The 20,453-nt window shown below is 57.3% G+C and carries 19 protein-coding genes and 1 riboswitch; of the genes, 14 read left to right on the forward strand and 5 right to left on the reverse strand.

Annotated elements, in window-relative coordinates; translation table 11 throughout:
• Positions 1–49: 49 nt before the first annotated feature.
• Positions 50–1,333: a putative acyl-CoA thioester hydrolase gene (locus ACLHV8_RS05475; RefSeq protein WP_049005775.1), complete on the reverse strand. Its 1,284-nt coding sequence runs from the start codon at positions 1,331–1,333 to the stop codon at positions 50–52.
• A gap of 224 nt (positions 1,334–1,557) precedes the next feature.
• On the opposite strand from ACLHV8_RS05475, the gene hutI reads away from it, so the two are divergent.
• The 5 genes from hutI to hutH all read left to right on the forward strand — a co-directional run bounded on the left by hutI (position 1,558) and on the right by hutH (position 7,803).
• Positions 1,558–2,781 (forward strand): imidazolonepropionase, encoded by a 1,224-nt coding sequence (hutI, locus tag ACLHV8_RS05480; protein ID WP_208593808.1) that lies wholly within the window; start codon positions 1,558–1,560, stop codon positions 2,779–2,781.
• Positions 2,778–3,716, forward strand: a complete 939-nt coding sequence (gene hutG / locus ACLHV8_RS05485; RefSeq protein ID WP_049005772.1) for a formimidoylglutamase — start codon at positions 2,778–2,780, stop codon at positions 3,714–3,716. Before hutI ends, hutG begins: the two co-directional genes overlap by 4 nt.
• A 19-nt stretch (positions 3,717–3,735) precedes the next feature.
• Complete coding sequence (locus ACLHV8_RS05490; RefSeq protein WP_028019402.1) at positions 3,736–4,470, forward strand: histidine utilization repressor; 735 nt, start codon at positions 3,736–3,738, stop codon at positions 4,468–4,470.
• Positions 4,471–4,597: 127 nt separating this feature from the next.
• On the forward strand, positions 4,598–6,286 hold the full coding sequence (hutU, locus tag ACLHV8_RS05495; protein WP_049005771.1) for a urocanate hydratase: 1,689 nt from the start codon (positions 4,598–4,600) through the stop codon (positions 6,284–6,286).
• A complete protein-coding gene (gene hutH / locus ACLHV8_RS05500) occupies positions 6,283–7,803 on the forward strand; it encodes a histidine ammonia-lyase (protein WP_407220336.1) in 1,521 nt (506 codons plus the stop codon). The genes hutU and hutH overlap by 4 nt, the downstream gene beginning before the upstream one ends.
• Before the next feature lie 84 nt (positions 7,804–7,887).
• On the opposite strand, the gene ACLHV8_RS05505 is transcribed toward hutH, so the two are convergent.
• A complete protein-coding gene (locus ACLHV8_RS05505; protein WP_108090560.1) occupies positions 7,888–8,364 on the reverse strand; it encodes a kinase inhibitor in 477 nt (158 codons plus the stop codon).
• A 48-nt stretch (positions 8,365–8,412) separates the two neighbouring features.
• On the reverse strand, positions 8,413–9,720 hold the full coding sequence (gene bioA, locus ACLHV8_RS05510; protein WP_208593806.1) for an adenosylmethionine--8-amino-7-oxononanoate transaminase: 1,308 nt from the start codon (positions 9,718–9,720) through the stop codon (positions 8,413–8,415).
• A gap of 68 nt (positions 9,721–9,788) precedes the next feature.
• Between bioA and bioB the strand changes: the two genes are divergently transcribed.
• From bioB to bioD, 4 genes are read left to right on the forward strand one after another with little or no spacing between them, the layout of a single operon-like run.
• On the forward strand, positions 9,789–10,829 hold the full coding sequence (gene bioB / locus ACLHV8_RS05515; RefSeq protein ID WP_108090558.1) for a biotin synthase BioB: 1,041 nt from the start codon (positions 9,789–9,791) through the stop codon (positions 10,827–10,829).
• The gene (gene bioF / locus ACLHV8_RS05520) at positions 10,826–11,983 is read left to right on the forward strand and encodes an 8-amino-7-oxononanoate synthase (protein ID WP_208593805.1); all 1,158 of its coding nucleotides are present in this window, start codon (positions 10,826–10,828) and stop codon (positions 11,981–11,983) included. Before bioB ends, bioF begins: the two co-directional genes overlap by 4 nt.
• The gene (gene bioC, locus ACLHV8_RS05525) at positions 11,967–12,722 is read left to right on the forward strand and encodes a malonyl-ACP O-methyltransferase BioC (RefSeq protein WP_208593804.1); all 756 of its coding nucleotides are present in this window, start codon (positions 11,967–11,969) and stop codon (positions 12,720–12,722) included. Before bioF ends, bioC begins: the two co-directional genes overlap by 17 nt.
• Positions 12,715–13,416 carry a dethiobiotin synthase gene (gene bioD, locus ACLHV8_RS05530; protein ID WP_208593803.1) on the forward strand — a complete coding sequence of 234 codons (702 nt, stop codon included), beginning with the start codon at positions 12,715–12,717 and terminating at the stop codon, positions 13,414–13,416. Before bioC ends, bioD begins: the two co-directional genes overlap by 8 nt.
• Here bioD and ACLHV8_RS05535 read toward each other — a convergent pair.
• A complete protein-coding gene (locus ACLHV8_RS05535) occupies positions 13,379–14,101 on the reverse strand; it encodes an ABC transporter ATP-binding protein (protein WP_129996408.1) in 723 nt (240 codons plus the stop codon). The genes bioD and ACLHV8_RS05535 overlap by 38 nt on opposite strands.
• A 753-nt stretch (positions 14,102–14,854) precedes the next feature.
• Between ACLHV8_RS05535 and uvrB the strand changes: the two genes are divergently transcribed.
• Positions 14,855–16,870 (forward strand): excinuclease ABC subunit UvrB, encoded by a 2,016-nt coding sequence (gene uvrB, locus ACLHV8_RS05540; protein WP_049006456.1) that lies wholly within the window; start codon positions 14,855–14,857, stop codon positions 16,868–16,870.
• 72 nt (positions 16,871–16,942) lie between these two features.
• On the opposite strand, the gene yvcK is transcribed toward uvrB, so the two are convergent.
• Positions 16,943–17,851, reverse strand: coding sequence for a uridine diphosphate-N-acetylglucosamine-binding protein YvcK (gene yvcK / locus ACLHV8_RS05545; RefSeq protein ID WP_028019391.1), 909 nt, complete (start codon positions 17,849–17,851; stop codon positions 16,943–16,945).
• Between the two features lie 225 nt (positions 17,852–18,076).
• Positions 18,077–18,211, forward strand: a riboswitch (molybdenum cofactor riboswitch).
• On the opposite strand from yvcK, the gene moaA reads away from it, so the two are divergent.
• The 4 genes from moaA (at position 18,199) to moaD (ending at position 20,452) form a co-directional block, all read left to right on the forward strand.
• A complete protein-coding gene (gene moaA / locus ACLHV8_RS05550; protein WP_032667018.1) occupies positions 18,199–19,188 on the forward strand; it encodes a GTP 3',8-cyclase MoaA in 990 nt (329 codons plus the stop codon). It overlaps the preceding riboswitch by 13 nt.
• Positions 19,189–19,212: 24 nt before the next feature.
• Positions 19,213–19,725, forward strand: coding sequence for a molybdenum cofactor biosynthesis protein B (gene moaB / locus ACLHV8_RS05555; RefSeq protein ID WP_049008692.1), 513 nt, complete (start codon positions 19,213–19,215; stop codon positions 19,723–19,725).
• 3 nt (positions 19,726–19,728) lie between these two features.
• Entirely contained in the window at positions 19,729–20,214 is a 486-nt protein-coding gene (gene moaC, locus ACLHV8_RS05560; RefSeq protein WP_049008689.1) for a cyclic pyranopterin monophosphate synthase MoaC, read from the forward strand.
• On the forward strand, positions 20,207–20,452 hold the full coding sequence (gene moaD / locus ACLHV8_RS05565) for a molybdopterin synthase sulfur carrier subunit (RefSeq protein ID WP_023310854.1): 246 nt from the start codon (positions 20,207–20,209) through the stop codon (positions 20,450–20,452). Before moaC ends, moaD begins: the two co-directional genes overlap by 8 nt.
• Position 20,453: the final 1 nt, after the last annotated feature.

Genomic DNA, 20,453 nt, shown 5'->3' on the forward strand with positions numbered 1-20,453 from the left:
TTTATCTCTGTAAGCCGGGTAAGGCGAAGCCGCCACCCGGCAAAACATCTTACTGCTTCGGCTCAGCAACCACTTTGCTACCCAGACCGCGGTTGTTGTATTCCCACATGCGGTTGAAGTTAGCGTCGTTCAGGTTGCGCTGCACGTTTCCTTTATCGTCCACCGCACCGGTATTGCCGGAGAACGGACGTTTGGAGATCGCGGCATCCGCCCACGGCTTCGCCATGTTAAAGCCTTCGTTGATCACGCTGTCGCGGATCACCACCTGACCGTTGGTTGCAGAGTCCACATCCAGTGAGCGGCCCAGCTGTGCCACGCCGTCACCGGCAGCATTAAAGCGGCTGTTTACGGCCAGGAAACCGAAGAACAGGTTAGACTGCGTCGCTGGTGCAAAGACATAGCCTTCCTGCTGAGTACGCGAGTTCACCACGCGGAAGTCGGTGTTATCAAACACCACCGCGCCACGACCGGATACCAGGTCAACATCACCTTCGACGTAGCTGTTAGTCACCAGCGTACGGGTCAGGCGGTTGTTCTGCAGGGTGTTCTGTACACCGCTGTTGGTCACGAAGAAGGTGTTCTGACGGCCGAGAATGTTAACGTTGTTGATCTGTACTTTATCACCATCGCTACGCAGCGCGACGGCCTGATGGTTACCTGCATCGACGCTGTCACCCAGGGTGTTCTGAATGGTCAGGTTTTGCAGCTGCAAGCCATTATTCTGAGACCAGAATACCGCTGAGCACATCACCCCAATGGTGGCAGAACGCTTGCTCTGGCAGTTATCAAACATGTACCACGCAGGTTTGCCCGGCATATATTTACCGGCTGGGTTCACCAGGCGACGCCAGGCGTTGCTGTCGATTTCTGAATCAATCGCCAGGCCAATTTTTACATCGATCGCTTTTTCGCCCAGACCGTAAAGGGTAATGCTGCCTGGTGCCGCCGGAACGTAAACGGTGCCTTCATATTCGCCTGGCAGGATCGCGATGTACTGACGAGAAGCGCTGTGCTTCGTGATGGCCGCATCAACCGCAGCCTGAATAGAGGTATGCGTTACACCCTGCGTACCTGCCGGCCCAACGACGAAGTCAGGCTGTTTTGGCAGGTTAATAGAAGACGGTGTCCACGGCGCAGCGTTGGGTTCCATCGCCGAGAAGTAGTGTGCACGGTCGAAGTTCTTCGCTTCATCAGCGGACAAAATCGGGCGGGAGGCGGTACCCGGTGCTACCTGCTCAGAAGGCAGCTGATCCGGTGGTGTTGAACTGCATGCGGATAATGTCACGCCAAAGGCGAGTGCTAACGCCAGACGGGAAATCCTGGAAATGTTCAAGGTAAAGCTCCTGGGTATGCAAGTCTTAACGGGATAGACGAAATAGCCTGCTTTTTTATACTAAGTTGAGCGAAACGGGAAGTTAAAAAGGGTAAAAGTTGCATTTTTTGCCCTCGGGGGGCGGGAAAGTCATCACAAATAAATAACATTTTCCATCAGGACGGTTGACAGCGGGCAGTGGATGAAAATAAATGTCTATACAACCCATGACAAGTGGAATACCCATGCAGCAGCTTCATCCCGACGATGTAATATGGCGAAATGCGCGACTGGCAACGATGGATCCGGAAGGCACCGCTCCGTATGGCCTGAAAGAGCAACACGCTCTGGTGGTGCGCGGCCAAACCATTCAGGCCGTGATCCCTGAATCTGAAATACCTTCAGGACACCGTCACAGCGTCGATCTTCAGGGACGTCTGGTTACACCAGGCCTGATTGACTGCCATACCCACCTGGTGTTTGACGGCGATCGCGCGGCAGAATGGGAGCAGCGTCTGAACGGTGTCTCTTATCAAACAATCAGCGCCCAGGGAGGCGGGATTAACGCTACCGTGACGGCGACGCGCAGCAGTTCACCGGAAACCCTGCTGAAACTGGCGCAACAGCGGCTGCAGCGTTTGATGAATGAAGGTGTCACCACGGTTGAAATCAAGTCCGGATACGGGCTAAACGCCGATGCCGAAGAGAAGATGCTGCAGGTTGCACGCCAACTGAGCCTCAATAATCCGGTTGATATAAGCCCAACGCTGCTGGCGGCTCATGCGGTTCCGCCGGAATTCCGACAGGATCCGGATGCGTACCTCACGCTGGTCTGTGAGCAGATATTGCCCGTGCTGTGGCAAAAAGAATTGTTTGAAGCTGTCGACGTATTTTGCGAAAACGTCGGCTTTACCCCGTCGCAAACCGAGCGCCTCTTTAAGGCCGCCGCTGCGCTGGGTATCCCGGTAAAAGGGCATGTCGAGCAGCTGTCGAATCAGGGCGGTGCGGCGCTGGTCAGCCGATATAAGGGGCTGTCGGCCGATCATATCGAATACCTGGATGATGCAGGCGTTCAGGCGATGGCACAAAGCGGGACCGTTGCCGTATTGCTGCCTGGCGCGTTCTATTTTCTTCAGGAGCGCCAGCGTCCGCCGGTTGAACAGCTCAGAAAACAGGGGATACCGATGGCGGTCGCGACCGACTATAACCCCGGCACCAGCCCGTTTGCCAGCCTGCACCTGGCGATGAATATGGCCTGCGTCCAGTTTGGTCTGACCCCTGAAGAAGCCTGGGCTGGCGTCACGCGGAATGCCGCGCAGGCGCTGGGTCGTGGCGCAACCCACGGACAGCTGCGGGCAGGGTTTGTCGCCGATTTTATCGTCTGGGATGCTCGCCATCCGGTTGAGATGGTCTACGAGCCGGGACGCAATCCGCTGTATCAGCGTGTTTTCCGTGGGGAGGCAGTATGAGGTTATGGCGGCCGGTAGCCGAAACGGTCTGGCAGGGGCGCGACGACAGCGCCGAGGCCAGCAATGCAACGCGCATTTTCCAGACGATAAAGCAGCAGGGGCAGTTCACGCCGCTTCCATCCGGCATCGCGCTGATAGGCTTTGAATGTGATGAAGGGGTTAAACGCAATCATGGCAGGCCCGGCGCCGTGCAGGCACCGGATATTCTGCGGAAAGCGCTGGCGAATATGGCAAGCCATCAGGGGCACGAACGGCTGGCGGATATGGGCTCGTTTTACGTTGAAGGCGACGAGCTGGAAGCGGCCCAGCAGGCGTTAAGCGATGCCGTCACGGCCTGCCAGCAGTCCGGGATGCGCACGCTGGTCTTTGGCGGCGGTCATGAGACCGCGTGGGCGCACGGTCGGGGCATTCTGGATGCGTTCCCGAACGAGCGCGTGGTGGTGATCAATCTTGATGCCCATCTTGACCTGCGCAAGGCCGACCGGGCGACGTCCGGCACCCCGTTTCGCCAGCTGGCGCATTACTGCGATGAGCGCGGGCGGGAGTTTCAGTACGCCTGCTTTGGCGTGAGCCGGGCGGCGAACACGCTGGCGCTGTGGGATGAGGCCGAACGCCTGAACGTCACGCTGGTGGATGATCTCCATTTCAGGCGCGATGCGCTACCCGCACTGGAAAAGGTGCTGGCGCAGGCCGATCGTATCTATCTGACGATCGATCTGGACGTCCTCCCCGCGAGCGAAATGCCTGCCGTGTCCGCACCGGCCGCGTTAGGCATACCGGTGCTGGATCTTCTGCCGGTTATCGAACAAATCTGCCGCAGCGGTAAGCTACAGGCCGCCGATCTGGTAGAGTTTAACCCGCAGTACGATCGGGACGGACAGGGCGCAAAGCTTGCCGCCCGTCTGGCCTGGCAAATTGCTCACTGGTGGGCATAACACTATTCAAGGAGTCACGATGTTTTCACGCTCACCTCTGCCGCAGTCGAGCCCTCCCGCACCTTTCTACGAAAAGGTGAAGCAGGCGATAAGCGAAAAAATCGCCACCGGCGTCTGGCGGCCGCACGACCGTATTCCCTCGGAAGCCGAGCTGGTGGCGCAGTTTGGTTTTAGCCGGATGACCGTCAACCGGGCGCTGCGCGAACTGACCGACGACGGTCTTCTGGTGCGCTTGCAGGGGGTCGGAACGTTTGTGGCGGAACCGAAAGGGCAATCTGCCCTGTTTGAAATCCGCAGTATTGCCGATGAGATCACCGCGCGTAACCATCAGCACCGCTGTGAGGTGCTGGTGCTCGAAGAGACCCAGGCCAGCGCCGAGCAGGCCGTAGAGCTGAATGTCAAAGAGGGGAGCCGGATCTTCCACTCCGTGATGGTGCATTTCGAAAACGACATTCCGGTGCAGATTGAAGATCGCTGCGTTAACGCCGAACGGATACCGGACTACCTGAACCAGGATTACACCCACACCACGCCGCACGCCTATCTCTCGCTCGTCGCACCGCTGACGGAAGGGGAGCATATTGTGGAGGCCGTGCGCGCCACGCCGCAGGAGTGTGAACGGCTGCGCATTAAAGAGCACGATCCATGCCTGCTGATCCGTCGTCGTACATGGTCGTCATCGCAAATTGTGTCGCATGCCCGGCTGCTTTTCCCGGGTAACCGTTACCGGCTGCAGGGCCACTTTATGTCATAAGTTTTAAAAGCGTGATAGCTAACGCAATATAACAAAATTGTATCTTTTTTGTTAAAACTGACCTTGTGTGTGCTTGTCTATACAAGTATATCTAAATGCATCATCTGTCCCGTATGAGGAGCACACAATGTCGTCAGGTAAATACCGCCAGCAGGATGTCCGCGCTCCGCGCGGCACCACCCTTACCGCAAAAAGCTGGCTCACCGAAGCCCCGCTGCGCATGTTGATGAACAACCTTGATCCTGAGGTCGCGGAGAACCCCCACGAGCTGGTGGTCTACGGCGGCATAGGCCGTGCCGCGCGCAACTGGGAGTGCTATGACGCAATTGTAAAATCTCTGACTCACCTCGAACACGACGAAACCCTGCTGGTGCAGTCCGGCAAACCGGTTGGCGTATTCAAAACGCACAAGAACGCGCCGCGCGTGCTGATTGCTAACTCTAACCTCGTGCCGCACTGGGCCACCTGGGAACACTTCAACGAACTGGACGCTAAAGGGCTGGCGATGTATGGCCAGATGACCGCCGGGAGCTGGATCTACATCGGCAGCCAGGGAATTGTCCAGGGTACCTACGAGACCTTCGTGGAAGCCGGTCGCCAGCACTATAACGGCTCGCTGAAAGGCCGCTGGGTGCTGACCGCAGGTCTGGGCGGTATGGGCGGCGCGCAGCCGCTGGCCGCCACGCTTGCCGGCGCGTGCTCGCTCAACATTGAGTGCCAGCAGAGCCGCATTGATTTCCGTCTGCGTACCCGTTACGTCGACGAACAGGCAACCAGCCTGGACGATGCGCTGGCGCGTATCAAAAAATACACGTCTGAAGGCAAAGCGGTGTCGATTGCCCTGTGCGGCAACGCGGCAGATATTCTTCCTGAACTCGTCGCCCGCGGCGTCCGTCCGGATCTGGTTACCGACCAGACCAGCGCCCATGATCCTTTGCACGGTTACCTGCCAAAAGGCTGGACGTGGGAAGCCTACCAGCAAAAAGCGGAAACCGACCCGGAAGGTACGGTTCTTGCTGCCAAACGTTCCATGGCAGAACACGTCTCCGCCATGCTGGCCTTTAGTAAGATGGGCATTCCTACCTTTGATTACGGCAACAACATCCGTCAGATGGCGAAAGAGATGGGCGTGAATAATGCCTTCGACTTCCCGGGGTTCGTTCCTGCTTATATTCGCCCGCTGTTCTGCCGCGGTATCGGTCCGTTCCGCTGGGTTGCCCTGTCCGGTGACCCGGAGGATATCTACAAAACCGACGCCAAAGTGAAAGAGATTGTCGCGGATGACGAACACCTGCACCACTGGCTGGATATGGCCCGCGAGCGCATCAACTTCCAGGGCTTACCGGCGCGCATCTGCTGGGTAGGGCTGGAGTGGCGGCAAAAACTGGGTCTGGCCTTTAACGAAATGGTGCGCAGCGGCGAAGTCTCCGCGCCGATTGTGATTGGTCGTGACCATCTGGACTCCGGTTCCGTTGCCAGCCCTAACCGTGAAACCGAAGCCATGCGCGACGGTTCGGATGCAGTCTCCGACTGGCCTTTGCTGAACGCCTTACTGAATACCGCCAGCGGCGCGACCTGGGTATCGCTGCACCACGGTGGCGGCGTGGGGATGGGCTTCTCCCAGCATTCCGGGATGGTCATTGTCTGTGATGGAACGGATGAAGCTGCTGCGCGTATCGCTCGCGTGCTGCACAACGACCCGGCAACCGGCGTGATGCGTCACGCAGACGCTGGTTACGAGATTGCCATTGAATGTGCCAAAGAGCAGGGGCTAAACCTGCCGATGATCGCTGCCACACAAGGAAATCATGAATGAACGCCTTAACACTCACCCCCGGCTCACTGACGCTCAAACAACTGCGTAGCGTCTGGCGTCAACCGGTCACGCTCTCGCTTGATGAAAGTGCCCACGCCGCGATCAACGACAGCGTTGCCTGCGTCGAAGCCATTGTTGCCGAAGGGCGCACCGCCTACGGGATTAACACTGGTTTTGGGCTGCTGGCGCAGACACGTATTGCGACACACGATCTGGAGAACTTACAGCGTTCGCTGGTGCTTTCACACGCGGCGGGGGTTGGTCAGCCGCTGGATGATGAGATTGTCCGCCTGATGATGGTGCTAAAAATCAACAGCCTGGCGCGCGGTTTCTCGGGCATTCGCCTGAGCGTGATCCAGGCGTTGATGGCGCTGGTGAACGCAGAAGTCTATCCGTGGATCCCGGCAAAAGGTTCTGTCGGTGCATCCGGCGATCTCGCGCCGCTGGCGCACATGTCGCTGCTGCTGCTCGGTGAAGGGCAGGCGCGCTGGCAGGGTGCGTGGCTTCCTGCGAAAGAGGCGCTGAAAAAAGCCGGGTTGAACCCGATCACCCTGGCGGCAAAAGAGGGGCTGGCGCTGCTGAACGGTACTCAGGCGTCGACGGCATTCGCTTTACGCGGCCTGTTTGAGGCTGAAGATCTGTTCGCCTCAGCAGTGGTGTGCGGTGCCCTGACGACTGAAGCCGTACTGGGCTCGCGTCGCCCGTTTGACGCGCGTATTCACGAGGTGCGCGGCCAGCGTGGGCAAATTGATGCCGCCGCGATGTACCGTCATGTTCTCACCGAAACCAGTGGTATTGCAGATTCACACCACAACTGTGAAAAGGTGCAGGATCCATATTCCCTGCGTTGCCAGCCGCAGGTAATGGGCGCGTGCCTGACGCAACTGCGCCAGGCGGCAGAGGTATTGCTGGTGGAAGCCAACGCGGTGTCCGATAACCCACTGGTATTCGCTCAAGAAAATGAAGTGGTGTCCGGGGGCAACTTCCACGCCGAGCCGGTGGCAATGGCGGCGGATAACATTGCCCTGGCGATTGCTGAAGTCGGTGCGTTGTCTGAACGTCGCATTGCGTTGATGATGGATAAGCACATGTCTCAGCTGCCACCGTTCCTGGTACGTAACGGCGGGGTTAACTCGGGCTTTATGATTGCCCAGGTGACGGCGGCGGCGCTGGCGAGCGAGAACAAAGCCCTGTCGCATCCGCATAGCGTGGATAGCCTGCCAACATCGGCAAACCAGGAAGATCACGTTTCTATGGCTCCGGCTGCCGGGCGTCGTTTGTGGGAGATGGCATCCAACACCCGTGGCGTGCTGGCGGTGGAATGGCTGGCGGCGTGTCAGGGAATCGATCTGCGCGAAGGGCTGAAGTCCAGTCCGCTGCTGGAGCAGGCGCGTCATACGCTGCGCGAGCATGTATCGCATTATGACGACGACCGCTTCTTTGCGCCGGATATTGATAAAGCGATGCAGCTTCTGGAAGAAGGGCGGCTGGTGGGGCTGTTGCCTTCGGTGCTGTGATTTTTTGCCCGGTGGCGCTGCGCTTACCGGGCCTACGAGTGCGAAATCCAGGCCGGGTAAGGCGTAGCCGCCACCCGGCTTTTTTTATGAATACATCGCCGTAATCGACGCGCTGCCAAGCGTATGGAAATGTACGTTAAACCCCACCATCGCGCCGCTCGCCCCTTCATCCACCTCAATCTTGTCCACATCCAGCGCATGCACCGTGAAGATATAGCGGTGGGTTTCCCCTTTTGGCGGCGCTGCGCCACCGTAACCCGCTTTACCAAAATCGGTACGGGTCTGAATCGCGCCTTCAGGCAGAGCAACCAGGCCTGAGCCGGAACCCTGTGGCAGTACGCGTGTGTCGGCGGGCAGGTTCGCCACAATCCAGTGCCACCAGCCTGAGCCTGTCGGTGCATCCGGGTCGTAACAGGTGACCACAAAACTTTTGGTTCCGGCCGGAACCTCGTCCCACGCAAGGTGCGGGGAGATATTATCCCCCTGGTACCCCATGCCGTTGAAAACATGACGCTCCGGCAGTTTTTCACCGTCGCGCAGATCTTTACTGATGATTTTCATACGATTTACCCTCGTTAATCACTCGTGCAGAAAGTGTAATGCATAGGGTTAAATCGCGAAATGCGCGGGAATGTTAACGGCTTCGACGACCGCGTCGGTGAGCTTCCGCAACTGAACGGGCGTAATGATATACGGCGGCATCAGGTAGATAAGCTTACCGAAGGGGCGAACCCAGACGCCACGTTCGACAAAGAAGCGCTGTAGTGCGGCCATATTCACCGGATGGGTGGTTTCAATCACACCAATCGCGCCCAGCACGCGTACGTCCGCCACAAAATTCGCACCCGAGGCGGCGCTCAGCTCTTCTTTCAACTGCGTCTCTATCGCCGCAACCTGCGTTTTCCACTCGCCGCTTTCCAGAATGGCAAGGCTTTCGCTCGCCACCGCGCAGGCCAGCGGATTACCCATAAACGTCGGGCCGTGCATAAAGCAGCCCGCTTCACCGTCGCTTATGGTGTCGGCAACGTGACGGGTGGTGAGTGTGGCGGAAAGCGTCATCGTACCGCCGGTGAGCGCTTTACCCAGACACAGAATATCTGGCGCGATGCCCGCATGTTCACAGGCAAACAGCTTACCCGTACGGCCAAAACCGGTGGCGATCTCATCGGCAATCAGCAGAATGCCCTCGCGATCGCACATCTTGCGGATACGCCTCAGCCACTCCGGGTGGTACATCCGCATCCCGCCGGCGCCCTGCACAATAGGCTCCAGGATCACCGCGGCGATTTCATGACGATGCGCCGCCATCAGGCGGGCGAAACCGACCATATCCATCTCGTTCCACTCGCCGTCGAAGCGGCTCTGCGGGGCCGGAGCAAACAGGTTTTCCGGCAGATACCCCTTCCACAGGCTGTGCATAGAGTTATCCGGATCACACACCGACATCGCCCCGAAGGTATCGCCGTGATAGCCGTTGCGGAAGGTCAGGAACCGCTGACGGGATTCCCCACTGGCATGCCAGTACTGCAGCGCCATTTTCATCGCCACTTCCACCGCCACAGAACCGGAGTCCGCCAGGAACACGCACTCCAGGGCTTCAGGCGTCATTGCCACCAGGCGACGGCATAAATCCACCGCGGGCTGATGGGTGATCCCGCCAAACATCACGTGCGACATCTGGTCAATCTGCGCTTTCATCGCCGCATTCAGGCGCGGGTGGTTGTACCCGTGAATGGCCGCCCACCAGGAAGACATCCCGTCAACCAGCGGCTCACCGCTGGCGAGGTGTAGCTCGCAACCGTGAGCAGAAGCCACCGGATAAACGGGAAGGGGGCGGGTGGTGGAGGTGTAAGGGTGCCAGATATGCTGCTTGTCGAAGGCGAGATCGTCCTGGGTCATAATCGACTTGTAAACCATTTTGAAAAGTTTTAGGTTTACGAGTATAAACCGAACCGAAAATTAACAAAACCCTTTGGAGAAGCCCAATGGCTCACCACGCACGCTGGACGATGTCGCAAGTCACTGAATTATTTAACAAGCCTTTCCTTGAGCTGATGTTTGAAGCCCAGCAGGTACATCGTCAGCACTTCGACCCCCGCCATGTACAGGTCAGTACGCTGCTGTCGATCAAGACCGGTGCCTGCCCTGAAGATTGCAAATATTGCCCACAGAGCGCGCGTTATAAAACCGGTCTGGAATCTGAACGGCTGATGGAAGTCGAGCAGGTGCTCGACTCCGCCCGTAAGGCGAAAAACGCTGGCTCGACCCGCTTCTGCATGGGCGCCGCGTGGAAAAACCCGCACGATCGCGACATGCCGTATCTGGAGCAGATGGTAAAGGGCGTTAAGGAGATGGGACTCGAAGCCTGTATGACCCTTGGCACGCTGAATGAAGAGCAGGCGCAGCGCCTCTCTGCGGCAGGGCTGGATTACTACAACCACAACCTCGACACGTCGCCAGAGTTTTACGGCAATATCATCACCACGCGAACCTACCAGGAGCGTCTGGACACGCTGGATAAAGTCCGTGATGCCGGTATTAAGGTCTGTTCAGGCGGTATTGTGGGCTTAGGCGAAACGGTGAAAGACCGCGCGGGCCTGCTGCTGCAGCTGGCGAACCTGCCGACCCCGCCGGAAAGCGTGCCGATCAACATGCTGGTGAAGGTCAAAGGCACGCCGCTGGCGGATAACGAAGACGTGGATGCATTTGACTTTATCCGCACCATTGCGGTGGCGCGTATCATGATGCCGACCTCTTTCGTTCGCCTCTCCGCAGGTCGCGAGCAGATGAACGAACAGACCCAGGCGATGTGCTTTATGGCCGGGGCCAACTCCATCTTCTACGGCTGCAAGCTGCTGACCACACCGAACCCGGAAGAGGATAAAGACGTTCAGCTGTTCCGTAAGCTGGGGCTTAACCCGCATCAGACCGAGGTGCTGACGGGTGATAACGAGCAACAGCAGCAGCTGGAGCAGCAGATATTCAACGCCGACACCGACCAGTTCTATAACGCGGCAGCCGTATGACCTGGCAGGCACGTATCCATTCCGCGCTGGAAGAGCGCCGGGCGGCAGAGGCGTTTCGCGTCCGCAGGGTGGTTGAAAACGGTGCAGGCCGTTTTCTTACCCGTGATAACCGGCAGTTTTGTAATTTCTCCAGCAATGATTATCTCGGGCTGAGCCAGCATCCGGCCATCGTCCGCGCCTGGCAGCAGGGGGCGGAGCGATTTGGCGTGGGCAGCGGCGGTTCGGGACATGTCAGCGGATACACTACCGCTCATCAGGCGCTGGAGGAGGAGCTTGCGGACTGGCTGGGTTACCCGCGTGCATTGCTGTTTATCTCGGGTTTTGCCGCGAATCAGGCGGTTATCGCTGCCCTGATGGGAAAAGATGACCGCATTGTCGCCGACCGTTTAAGCCACGCCTCGCTGCTGGAGGCGGCAAATTTGAGCCCGGCTCAGCTGCGCCGTTTTGCCCATAACGATGCGGGACAGCTTGCTATGCTGCTGGATAAACCCTGCGACGGGCAACAGCTGGCGATCACGGAAGGGGTATTCAGCATGGACGGTGACAGTGCGCCGCTTGCCGCGCTGCACGAGGCAGCAAAAAGGCAAAACGCCTGGCTGTTGGTCGACGATGCCCACGGTATTGGTGTGATGGGGGATGAAGGGCGCGGCAGCGCGCACCAGCAAGGCGTGAAGCCGGAACTGCTGATTGTGACCTTCGGCAAAGGCTTTGGCGTGAGCGGAGCCGCTGTATTGTGCAGTGAGTCCGTTGCTGACTATCTGTTGCAGTTCGCCCGGCATTTGATCTACAGCACCAGCATGCCACCCGCCCAGGCCGTGGCGTTATCTGCGTCAATGGCGGTGATCCGCAGCCAGGAAGGCAAAGAACGTCGTGCGCGTCTGGCGGAGCATATTCAGCGTTTTCGTCAGGGGTTGTGCCATCTTCCTTTCCGCAGTACCGATTCGCAAAGCGCCATCCAGCCGGTGATCGTGGGTGAAAACAGTCTGGCGCTCACGCTGGCAGAGACGCTGCGCGAGAAGGGAATGTGGGTCACTGCCATTCGTCCACCCACCGTGCCACCGGGCACGGCGCGTTTGCGTCTGACCCTGACGGCGGCGCACGAAGCAGAGGACATTTCGGCACTTCTGGAGGCTCTGTATGTCGCCAGTCAATAAACAGGCCATTGCGGCAGCGTTTGGCCGGGCGGCACGCAGCTATTCGCAGCATGATGAACTCCAGCGCCAGAGTGCACGGGGGTTACTGGCTTTACTCGGCGAGAACCGTTTTGCGCAGGTGCTGGATGCCGGATGTGGTCCCGGCGGGAATAGTCGATACTGGCGCGAGTCGGGAAGCCACGTTACGGCCATTGACCTGTCATCAGACATGCTTGATGAGGCGCGTCATCAGCAGGCTGCGCATCACTATCTGGTGGCGGATATCGAGGCCATTCCGTTGGCTGAGGCACAATTTGATCTGGTCTGGAGCCATCTGGCAGTGCAATGGTGTAACAGCCTGCCACTGGCGTTAAGCGAGCTTTACCGCGTGGCCCGTCCGGGTGGCAAGGTGGCCTTTACCACGCTGCTGGAAAGCTCGCTACCGGAGCTGGATCAGGCGTGGCGAGCGGTGGATGAACAGCCGCATGCCAACCGATTTTTATCGCATGATCAGGTCACGCAGGCGCTGGCAGGCTGGCGCTATCGAAGCACGGTGCAGGTCATCACCCTCAATTTCAGCGATGCCGTCAGTGCCATGCGCTCGCTCAAGGGCATTGGTGCCACGCACCTGCATGCCGGACGCGAGAAAAAGCCTCTCACTCGTGGGCAGTTGCAACACCTGGAGCTGGCCTGGCCACAGCAGCGGGGGCATTTCCCGCTCTCTTATCAACTTTTTCATGGGATTATCGAACGTGAGTGAACGTTATTTTGTCACCGGAACGGATACGGAAGTGGGCAAAACAGTTGCCAGTTCTGCACTGTTACAGGCGGCGCGTCAGAGGGGAAAAACAACTGCTGGCTATAAGCCTGTTGCCTCCGGCAGCGAGATGACTGCGGAAGGGTTACGCAACACCGACGCGCTGGCGCTGCAGCGTAACAGCACCCTTAAACTCGACTATTCAGCGGTGAATCCCTACACCTTCGCCGAGCCGACGTCGCCGCACATTACCAGCGCCGACGAAGGCCGGCCGATTGATTTCGCCGTGCTGTCTGCCGGATTGCGGACACTGGAAAATCAGGCAAACTGGGTGCTGGTGGAGGGGGCAGGCGGCTGGTTTACGCCGCTCTCGGATACACAGACGTTTGCTGACTGGGTACGGGCCGAGCAGCTTCCGGTCATTCTTGTTGTCGGCGTCAAGCTGGGCTGCATCAATCACGCTATGTTGACCGCACAGGCCGTACAGCAGGCTGGACTGCGTCTGGCGGGCTGGATTGCCAACGACGTGGTTGAACCGGGTAAACGGCACCAGGAGTATCTGACGACGCTCAGGCGTGTCCTTCCCGCGCCGTGCCTCGGGGAAATTCCCTGGCTTGCTGACGGCGCGGAAAATGCCAAAACGGGTCATTATCTCGATCTCAGCGTCTTGCTTCCCGCGACATCCAGTGAGCGATGAGCTCGTCATCCAGTTCCTTAACGTGGCCCTGCGCCACGTTACGCCCGCGATAGAGCATACAGAAACGGTCCGCAACCCGGCGGATAAACGACAGCTGCTGTTCAGCTAATAACACCGTCATACCTAACTCCCGGTTTAAGCGCGCCAGCAGCTGCCCCAGCTTCTGTGCAAAGCCGTGACCTGCACCATGCATGGGTTCATCCAGAATCAGCATTTGAGGGCGATTCACCAGCGCATTGGCCAGAGCCAACTGATACTGGTCGTCGGGTGAGAGCGTGTTGGCACGGGTCTGTCGCAGCGCGTAGAGCTCCGGGAAAAGGTCGTAAACATCGCTTTTTGCTTCCGGGTCGGGTTTTCCCGTTGCCCGCATGGCAATATGCAGATTCTCCTCGATCGTTAACTGGGAGAAAATCCGCCTGTCCTGCGGGACATAGCCTATTTTCGGGTCTGAACGTTGTTCTGATGGCGGGTTGAGTAAATCACATGGCGGGGCCCCTGCTTCATGCCAGATAATCGTGCCGCTCTCGACGGGCAATTTGCCGGCGATGCAATTCATGAGCGTGGTTTTTCCCATTCCCGGCAGGCCAACTACGCCTGTACACATCCCCTGCGGAAAATCTAAATCCACGTTCCATAGCGTATGTTGGCTTCCGTAAAACTGATTCACTGCACGCAGACTCAACATCTTTCTCTCCTTAAAAATGTGTGTAGGTGAGGCTCGTTTTTGATTGTGCAAAACTCCTGCCAGAAACCTGAAAGTGATTAAAAAAAGAGCTTTTTTAGGAGTAAGCCTCAACGTTGCGGGATGACAAATTGACGACTTGCACATCGACGGTGCCGGAGATGTTGAGTTGTGGTGCAAGGCAGGAAATGACGGAAATGTGAGCAAGATCCCATCGGTTGGTTATGAATGACGCAACTGTTAATCATCAAAAAATAGCTATAAAAATTTTTTGTTGCTGTCTCATGGGAAAATCCGGGAATTTGCTGAGCGGCAGTCTGCACGGGCTGGAAGCAGTTATCCACTATTCCTGTGGATAACCATGTGCATTAGAGTTAGAAAACACGCGATAAGCGAGAGAAGACGCGGCTTACGCCCAAATTGGCGCGAAACGCGGCTTTAGGAAATATCGCTTATTATTTAATTGGTTAGATAAAAGCAATTCCCGTAATGAAAGTGTCACCGGTTGCCATAAAACTATCATTACCCGGCTTGACAAATGTTAAAAAAGAAAAAGTTCTGGGGATAACCTGGCCCGGGTGGTGTTTTATGTTGTCAGAGTCCAAACTTTGACCGCTATTGCGCTAATCATTCAGACGCTACTCTAAATATCCTGACATGCTACTGGTTTTTCATCCAGTGTTTTTTACTGGCATTCCTGGCAACAAGGAGTAAAATTACTCACCTGCCGCTTATAACGTCATCAGGTTGTCGCCCATGAGTAAACCGTTCAAATTGAATTCTGCTTTCCGTCCATCTGGCGATCAGCCTGAGGCGATCCGTCGTCTGGAGGAGGGGCTGGAAGATGGGCTGGCGCACCAGACGCTGCTGGGGGTAACCGGCTCGGGCAAAACGTTTACCATTGCCAACGTTATCGCGGACCTCCAGCGTCCCACAATGGTGCTTGCCCCCAACAAAACCCTGGCCGCGCAGCTTTATGGCGAGATGAAAGAGTTCTTCCCGGACAACGCGGTGGAATATTTTGTCTCCTACTACGATTACTACCAGCCTGAAGCCTATGTGCCGAGTTCTGACACCTTCATTGAGAAAGATGCCTCGGTAAACGAACACATTGAGCAGATGCGTCTTTCCGCAACGAAGGCGCTGCTTGAGCGTCGTGATGTGGTGGTGGTGGCGTCTGTTTCTGCGATCTACGGTCTGGGCGATCCGGATCTGTATCTCAAGATGATGCTGCACCTGACGCAGGGGATGATCATCGATCAGCGTGCGATTTTACGCCGTCTCGCAGAGCTGCAGTACACCCGCAACGACCAGGCGTTCCAGCGTGGCACCTTCCGCGTACGCGGCGAGGTGATCGACATCTTCCCGGCAGAATCGGACGACATGGCGCTGCGCGTCGAGCTGTTTGACGAAGAGGTTGAACGCCTGTCGCTATTTGACCCGCTGACCGGCCACATCGAGTCGGTGATCCAGCGCTTCACCATCTACCCGAAAACGCACTACGTCACGCCACGCGAGCGTATCGTGCAGGCGATGGAGGAGATCAAAGTGGAGCTGGCCGAGCGCCGTAAGGTGCTGCTGGCGAACAATAAGCTGCTGGAAGAGCAACGTCTGAGCCAGCGAACCCAGTTTGATCTGGAGATGATGAACGAGCTGGGCTACTGCTCCGGCATTGAAAACTACTCGCGCTTCCTCTCCGGGCGCGGGCCGGGCGAGCCGCCGCCGACGCTGTTTGATTACCTCCCGGCAGACGGTTTGCTGGTGATCGACGAATCCCACGTCACTATCCCACAGATCGGCGGGATGTATCGCGGTGATCGCGCGCGTAAAGAGACGCTGGTGGAGTATGGTTTCCGACTGCCATCGGCGCTGGATAACCGTCCGATGAAGTTTGAAGAGTTCGAGGCGCTAGCGCCGCAAACCATTTACGTGTCGGCAACGCCAGGCAACTACGAGCTGGAGAAATCAGGCGACGAGGTGGTTGATCAGGTGGTGCGTCCAACAGGGCTGCTGGATCCTGTCATTGAAGTCCGGCCGGTGGCGACGCAGGTGGATGACCTGCTTTCTGAGATCCGCGCCCGTTCCGCCATTAATGAGCGCGTGCTGGTGACCACGCTCACCAAGCGCATGGCAGAAGACCTGACCGAGTATCTGGAAGAGCACGGCGAGAAGGTGCGTTATCTGCACTCGGATATTGATACGGTTGAGCGTATGGAGATTATCCGCGATCTGCGTCTGGGTGAGTTCGACGTGCTGGTGGGGATCAACCTGTTGCGAGAAGGTCTGGACATGCCGGAAGTCTCGCTGGTGGCGATTCTGGATGCAGACAAAGAAGGCTTCCTGCGTTCTGAACGCTCCCTGATCCAGACGATTGGCCGCGCCGCGCGTAACGTTAACGGTAAAGCGATTCTGTACGGCGACAAAATTACTCCGTCGATGGCGAAAGCGATTGGTGAAACGGAGCGCCGCCGCGAGAAGCAGCAGCGCTACAACGAAGAGCACGGCATCATCCCTCAGGGGCTGAACAAGAAGGTGGTGGATATCCTGGCGCTGGGTCAGAACATTGCGAAGACCAAAACGAAAGGTCGCGGCAAGGCGCGTTCAGTGGTGGAAGAGGATACCGTCGTGCTGACGCCAAAAGCGTTGCAGCAGAAAATCCACGAGCTGGAAGGCCAGATGATGCAGCACGCGCAGAATCTTGAGTTCGAAGAGGCGGCGCAGATCCGCGACCAGTTGCATCAGTTGCGGGATCTGTTTATCGCGGCATCGTGAGTAAAGCGTTGTTTTCTCCCTCTCCCCGTGGGAGAGGGCCGGGGTGAGGGCATCAGGCCGCACAAAACGAATCTATCCCAGCGCCTGAATCGCTTTCTCCAGCGCCTCACGCAGCAGGTGGCGGTCATGGCGGTATTTGATGTCTGTGGCCTCCAGCGGCTCCTGCACTACCAGACGATCGCCGATACCGGATACATCAACCTTCGGCCCGACCACCACGCCGTCAATGATCTTCTTCCCGACGTAATGCTCCATTAAATTCAGTTTGTCCGGCAGTGATAAGCTCGCCGCTGCCGGGCTCAGCTCACGGCCCAGGTTACCGATGTAAACCATCGGGGCAGGGGTGCGTCGCAGCGCCTGTGCCAGCTCTTTCACCAGCAGAATTGGCATCAGGCTGGTATAAAAACTGCCCGGACCGATCAGGATAAGATCCGCTTCTCCGATTGCCTCCACCGCTTCTCGCGTGGCGGGTACGCTCGGGTAGGTCATTAACTCTGTTGGCGGCAGGACGAGTTGGTCAATATTCACCTCGCCGTAAACTTCATGTCCTTCGGCATCGATTGCCATCAAGTCAACCGGTTGTTCAGACATAGGGATCAGGAATGCATCCACTTTAAGCAGATTACGGATTAAATTGATGGCTTCCAGAGGCCGTACGCTCAGGTGATCAAGCGCCTTTAACATTAAGTTTCCGAGGTTATGCCCGGAAAGTTCGCCATTACCGCCAAAACGGTACTCAAACATCGCCGAAGCAACGCTCGGTTCAGTAATTAACTGGTTCAGACAGTTGCGCATGTCTCCCCAGGCAATGCCGCCTTCGGCACGACGGATGCGTCCGGTTGAGCCACCGTTATCGGTGGTGGTTACTATCCCTGTCAACCTTGAGCCGAGTGACGACAAAGAGGACATCACCCGACCCAGACCGTGGCCTCCGCCAAGAGCGACTACCCGGTCAAGATCCGCAAAAGTGCGATTGCGCATACGTATTCCTTATCACGTTTGATCGCGTAACAGTAACCTAACTACCCCTAAAAGACGATGCCTCAGCCGATGCAAAATGACGTATATCAATGTGAAAGTGCGGTTTTTAGGTATTCTGTAGTGAAAATGCAGGATTGATTCGTTATATAGATGATTATATAGCGAAAAGCGATAATGGCGCAGTCAGAATTTCCGCGCTACTATCGCCATAACCACGTTTTCAAAATTGAAAACATACACTCTAGCCCTTGTGCCTGTGTCGAAAGATATGGCGCTCTGGCCGTGGCGAATTTGCCACCAGGGTACAGAAAGAAATGACTGTGCCTCCCGTATCTGGAAAGGTGTACATGGCTTCACAACTTACTGATGCTTTCGCGCGTAAGTTTTATTACTTACGTCTGTCGATTACCGACGTGTGCAACTTCCGTTGCACCTACTGTCTGCCCGATGGCTACAAACCGGGCAGCGTCACCAATAACGGCTTTCTTTCCGTGGATGAAGTGCGGCGCGTGACGCGTGCATTCTCTGAACTCGGCACGGAAAAAGTGCGTCTGACCGGGGGCGAGCCCTCGCTGCGTCGCGACTTCCCCGACATCATTGCCGCCGTGCGTGAAAACGAACGTATCCGCCAGATTGCAGTCACCACCAACGGCTACCGCATGGCCCGCGATGTGGCGAACTGGCGTGATGCTGGCCTGACGGCAATTAACGTCAGCGTCGATAGCCTGGACGCCCGTCAGTTCCACGCCATTACCGGGCAGGATAAATTCCAGCAGGTAATGGACGGTATCGACGCCGCGTTCACGGCCGGCTTTGAAAAAGTCAAAGTCAACACGGTGCTGATGCGCGATGTAAACCATCATCAGCTGGACACCTTCCTGGCGTGGATCAAATCCCGTCCCATTCAACTGCGCTTTATCGAGCTGATGGAAACCGGCGAGGGCAGCGAGCTGTTCCGTCGCCATCACATCTCCGGCATGGTGCTGCGCGACGAGCTGCTGAAACGCGGCTGGCTCCATCAGATCCGCCAGCGCAGCGACGGCCCGGCGCAGGTCTTCTGTCACCCGGATTACGAAGGGGAGATTGGGCTTATCATGCCCTATGAGAAAGACTTCTGCGCCAGCTGCAACCGTCTTCGCGTCTCCTCCGTGGGCAAACTCCATCTCTGCCTGTTCGGCGATGGCGGCGTGGACCTTCGCGATCTGCTGGAAGACGATGCGCAGCAGGATGCGCTTGAAGCACGCATCTCTGAAGCCCTGACGCATAAAAAACAGACCCACTTCCTGCACCAGGGCAACACCGGTATTACTCAAAACCTGTCCTATATTGGCGGGTAATCAGGCTTAAGAGGGAATAAGAAGATGAGTCAGGTTAGCGCAGAATTTATCCCGACACGTATTGCCATTCTTACCGTTTCCGACCGCCGTGGCGAAGAGGATGATACCTCCGGCCACTGGTTGCGTGATGCAGCCCACGAAGCGGGCCATAAGATTGTTGATAAAGCGATTGTGAAAGAGAACCGCTACGCCATTCGCGCGCAGGTTTCTCAGTGGATCGCCAGCGATGACGTGCAGGTGGTGTTGGTTACCGGCGGTACGGGTTTCACGGCGGGCGATCAAGCCCCCGAGGCGCTGGTCCCACTGTTCGATCGCGAAGTGGAAGGCTTCGGTGAAGTGTTCCGTATGCTCTCGTTTGAAGAGATTGGTACCTCCACGCTGCAGTCGCGCGCGGTAGCGGGTGTCGCGAACAACACCCTGATTTTCGCCATGCCCGGCTCGACGAAAGCCTGCCGCACCGCGTGGGAAAACATCATCGCCCCGCAGCTGGATGCCCGAACCCGTCCGTGTAATTTCCATCCTCATTTAAAGAAATAAGCTATGTCACAACTGACCCACATTAACGCCGCTGGCGAAGCGCATATGGTCGACGTCTCCGCCAAAGCGGAAACGGTGCGCGAGGCGCGCGCGGAAGCGTTCGTCACCATGCTGCCGGAGACCCTGGCGATGATTATCGACGGTAGCCACCATAAGGGCGACGTCTTTGCCACCGCCCGCATCGCCGGGATTCAGGCCGCCAAACGGACCTGGGATCTTATCCCGCTGTGCCATCCGCTGATGCTGAGCAAGGTGGAAGTGAATCTGCAGGCGCAGCCAGAGCACAGCCGCGTGCGCATTGAATCACTCTGCCGCTTAACCGGCAAAACGGGCGTGGAGATGGAAGCCCTGACGGCGGCCTCCGTTGCCGCGCTGACCATCTACGACATGTGCAAAGCGGTGCAAAAAGATATGGTGATTGGCCCGGTTCGCCTGCTGGCGAAAAGCGGCGGCAAATCCGGCGATTTTAAGGTGGACAGCCATGATTAAGGTGCTCTTTTTTGCCCAGGTGCGCGAGCTGGTGAATACCGACAGCCTGACGCTGGATGCGTCCTTCGAAAACGTTGCCGCCCTGCGCGCGCATCTTGCCGCACAAAGCGACCGCTGGGCGCTGGCGCTGGACGAAGGCAAGCTGCTGGCCGCCGTGAATCAGACGCTGGTTGAATTCACCCATCCGCTGAACGCAGGGGATGAAGTGGCGTTCTTCCCACCGGTGACCGGGGGCTAAA

The sequence above is a fragment of the Enterobacter sp. CPE_E863 genome, assembly GCF_046521465.1.
Classification (GTDB): domain Bacteria; phylum Pseudomonadota; class Gammaproteobacteria; order Enterobacterales; family Enterobacteriaceae; genus Enterobacter; species Enterobacter adelaidei.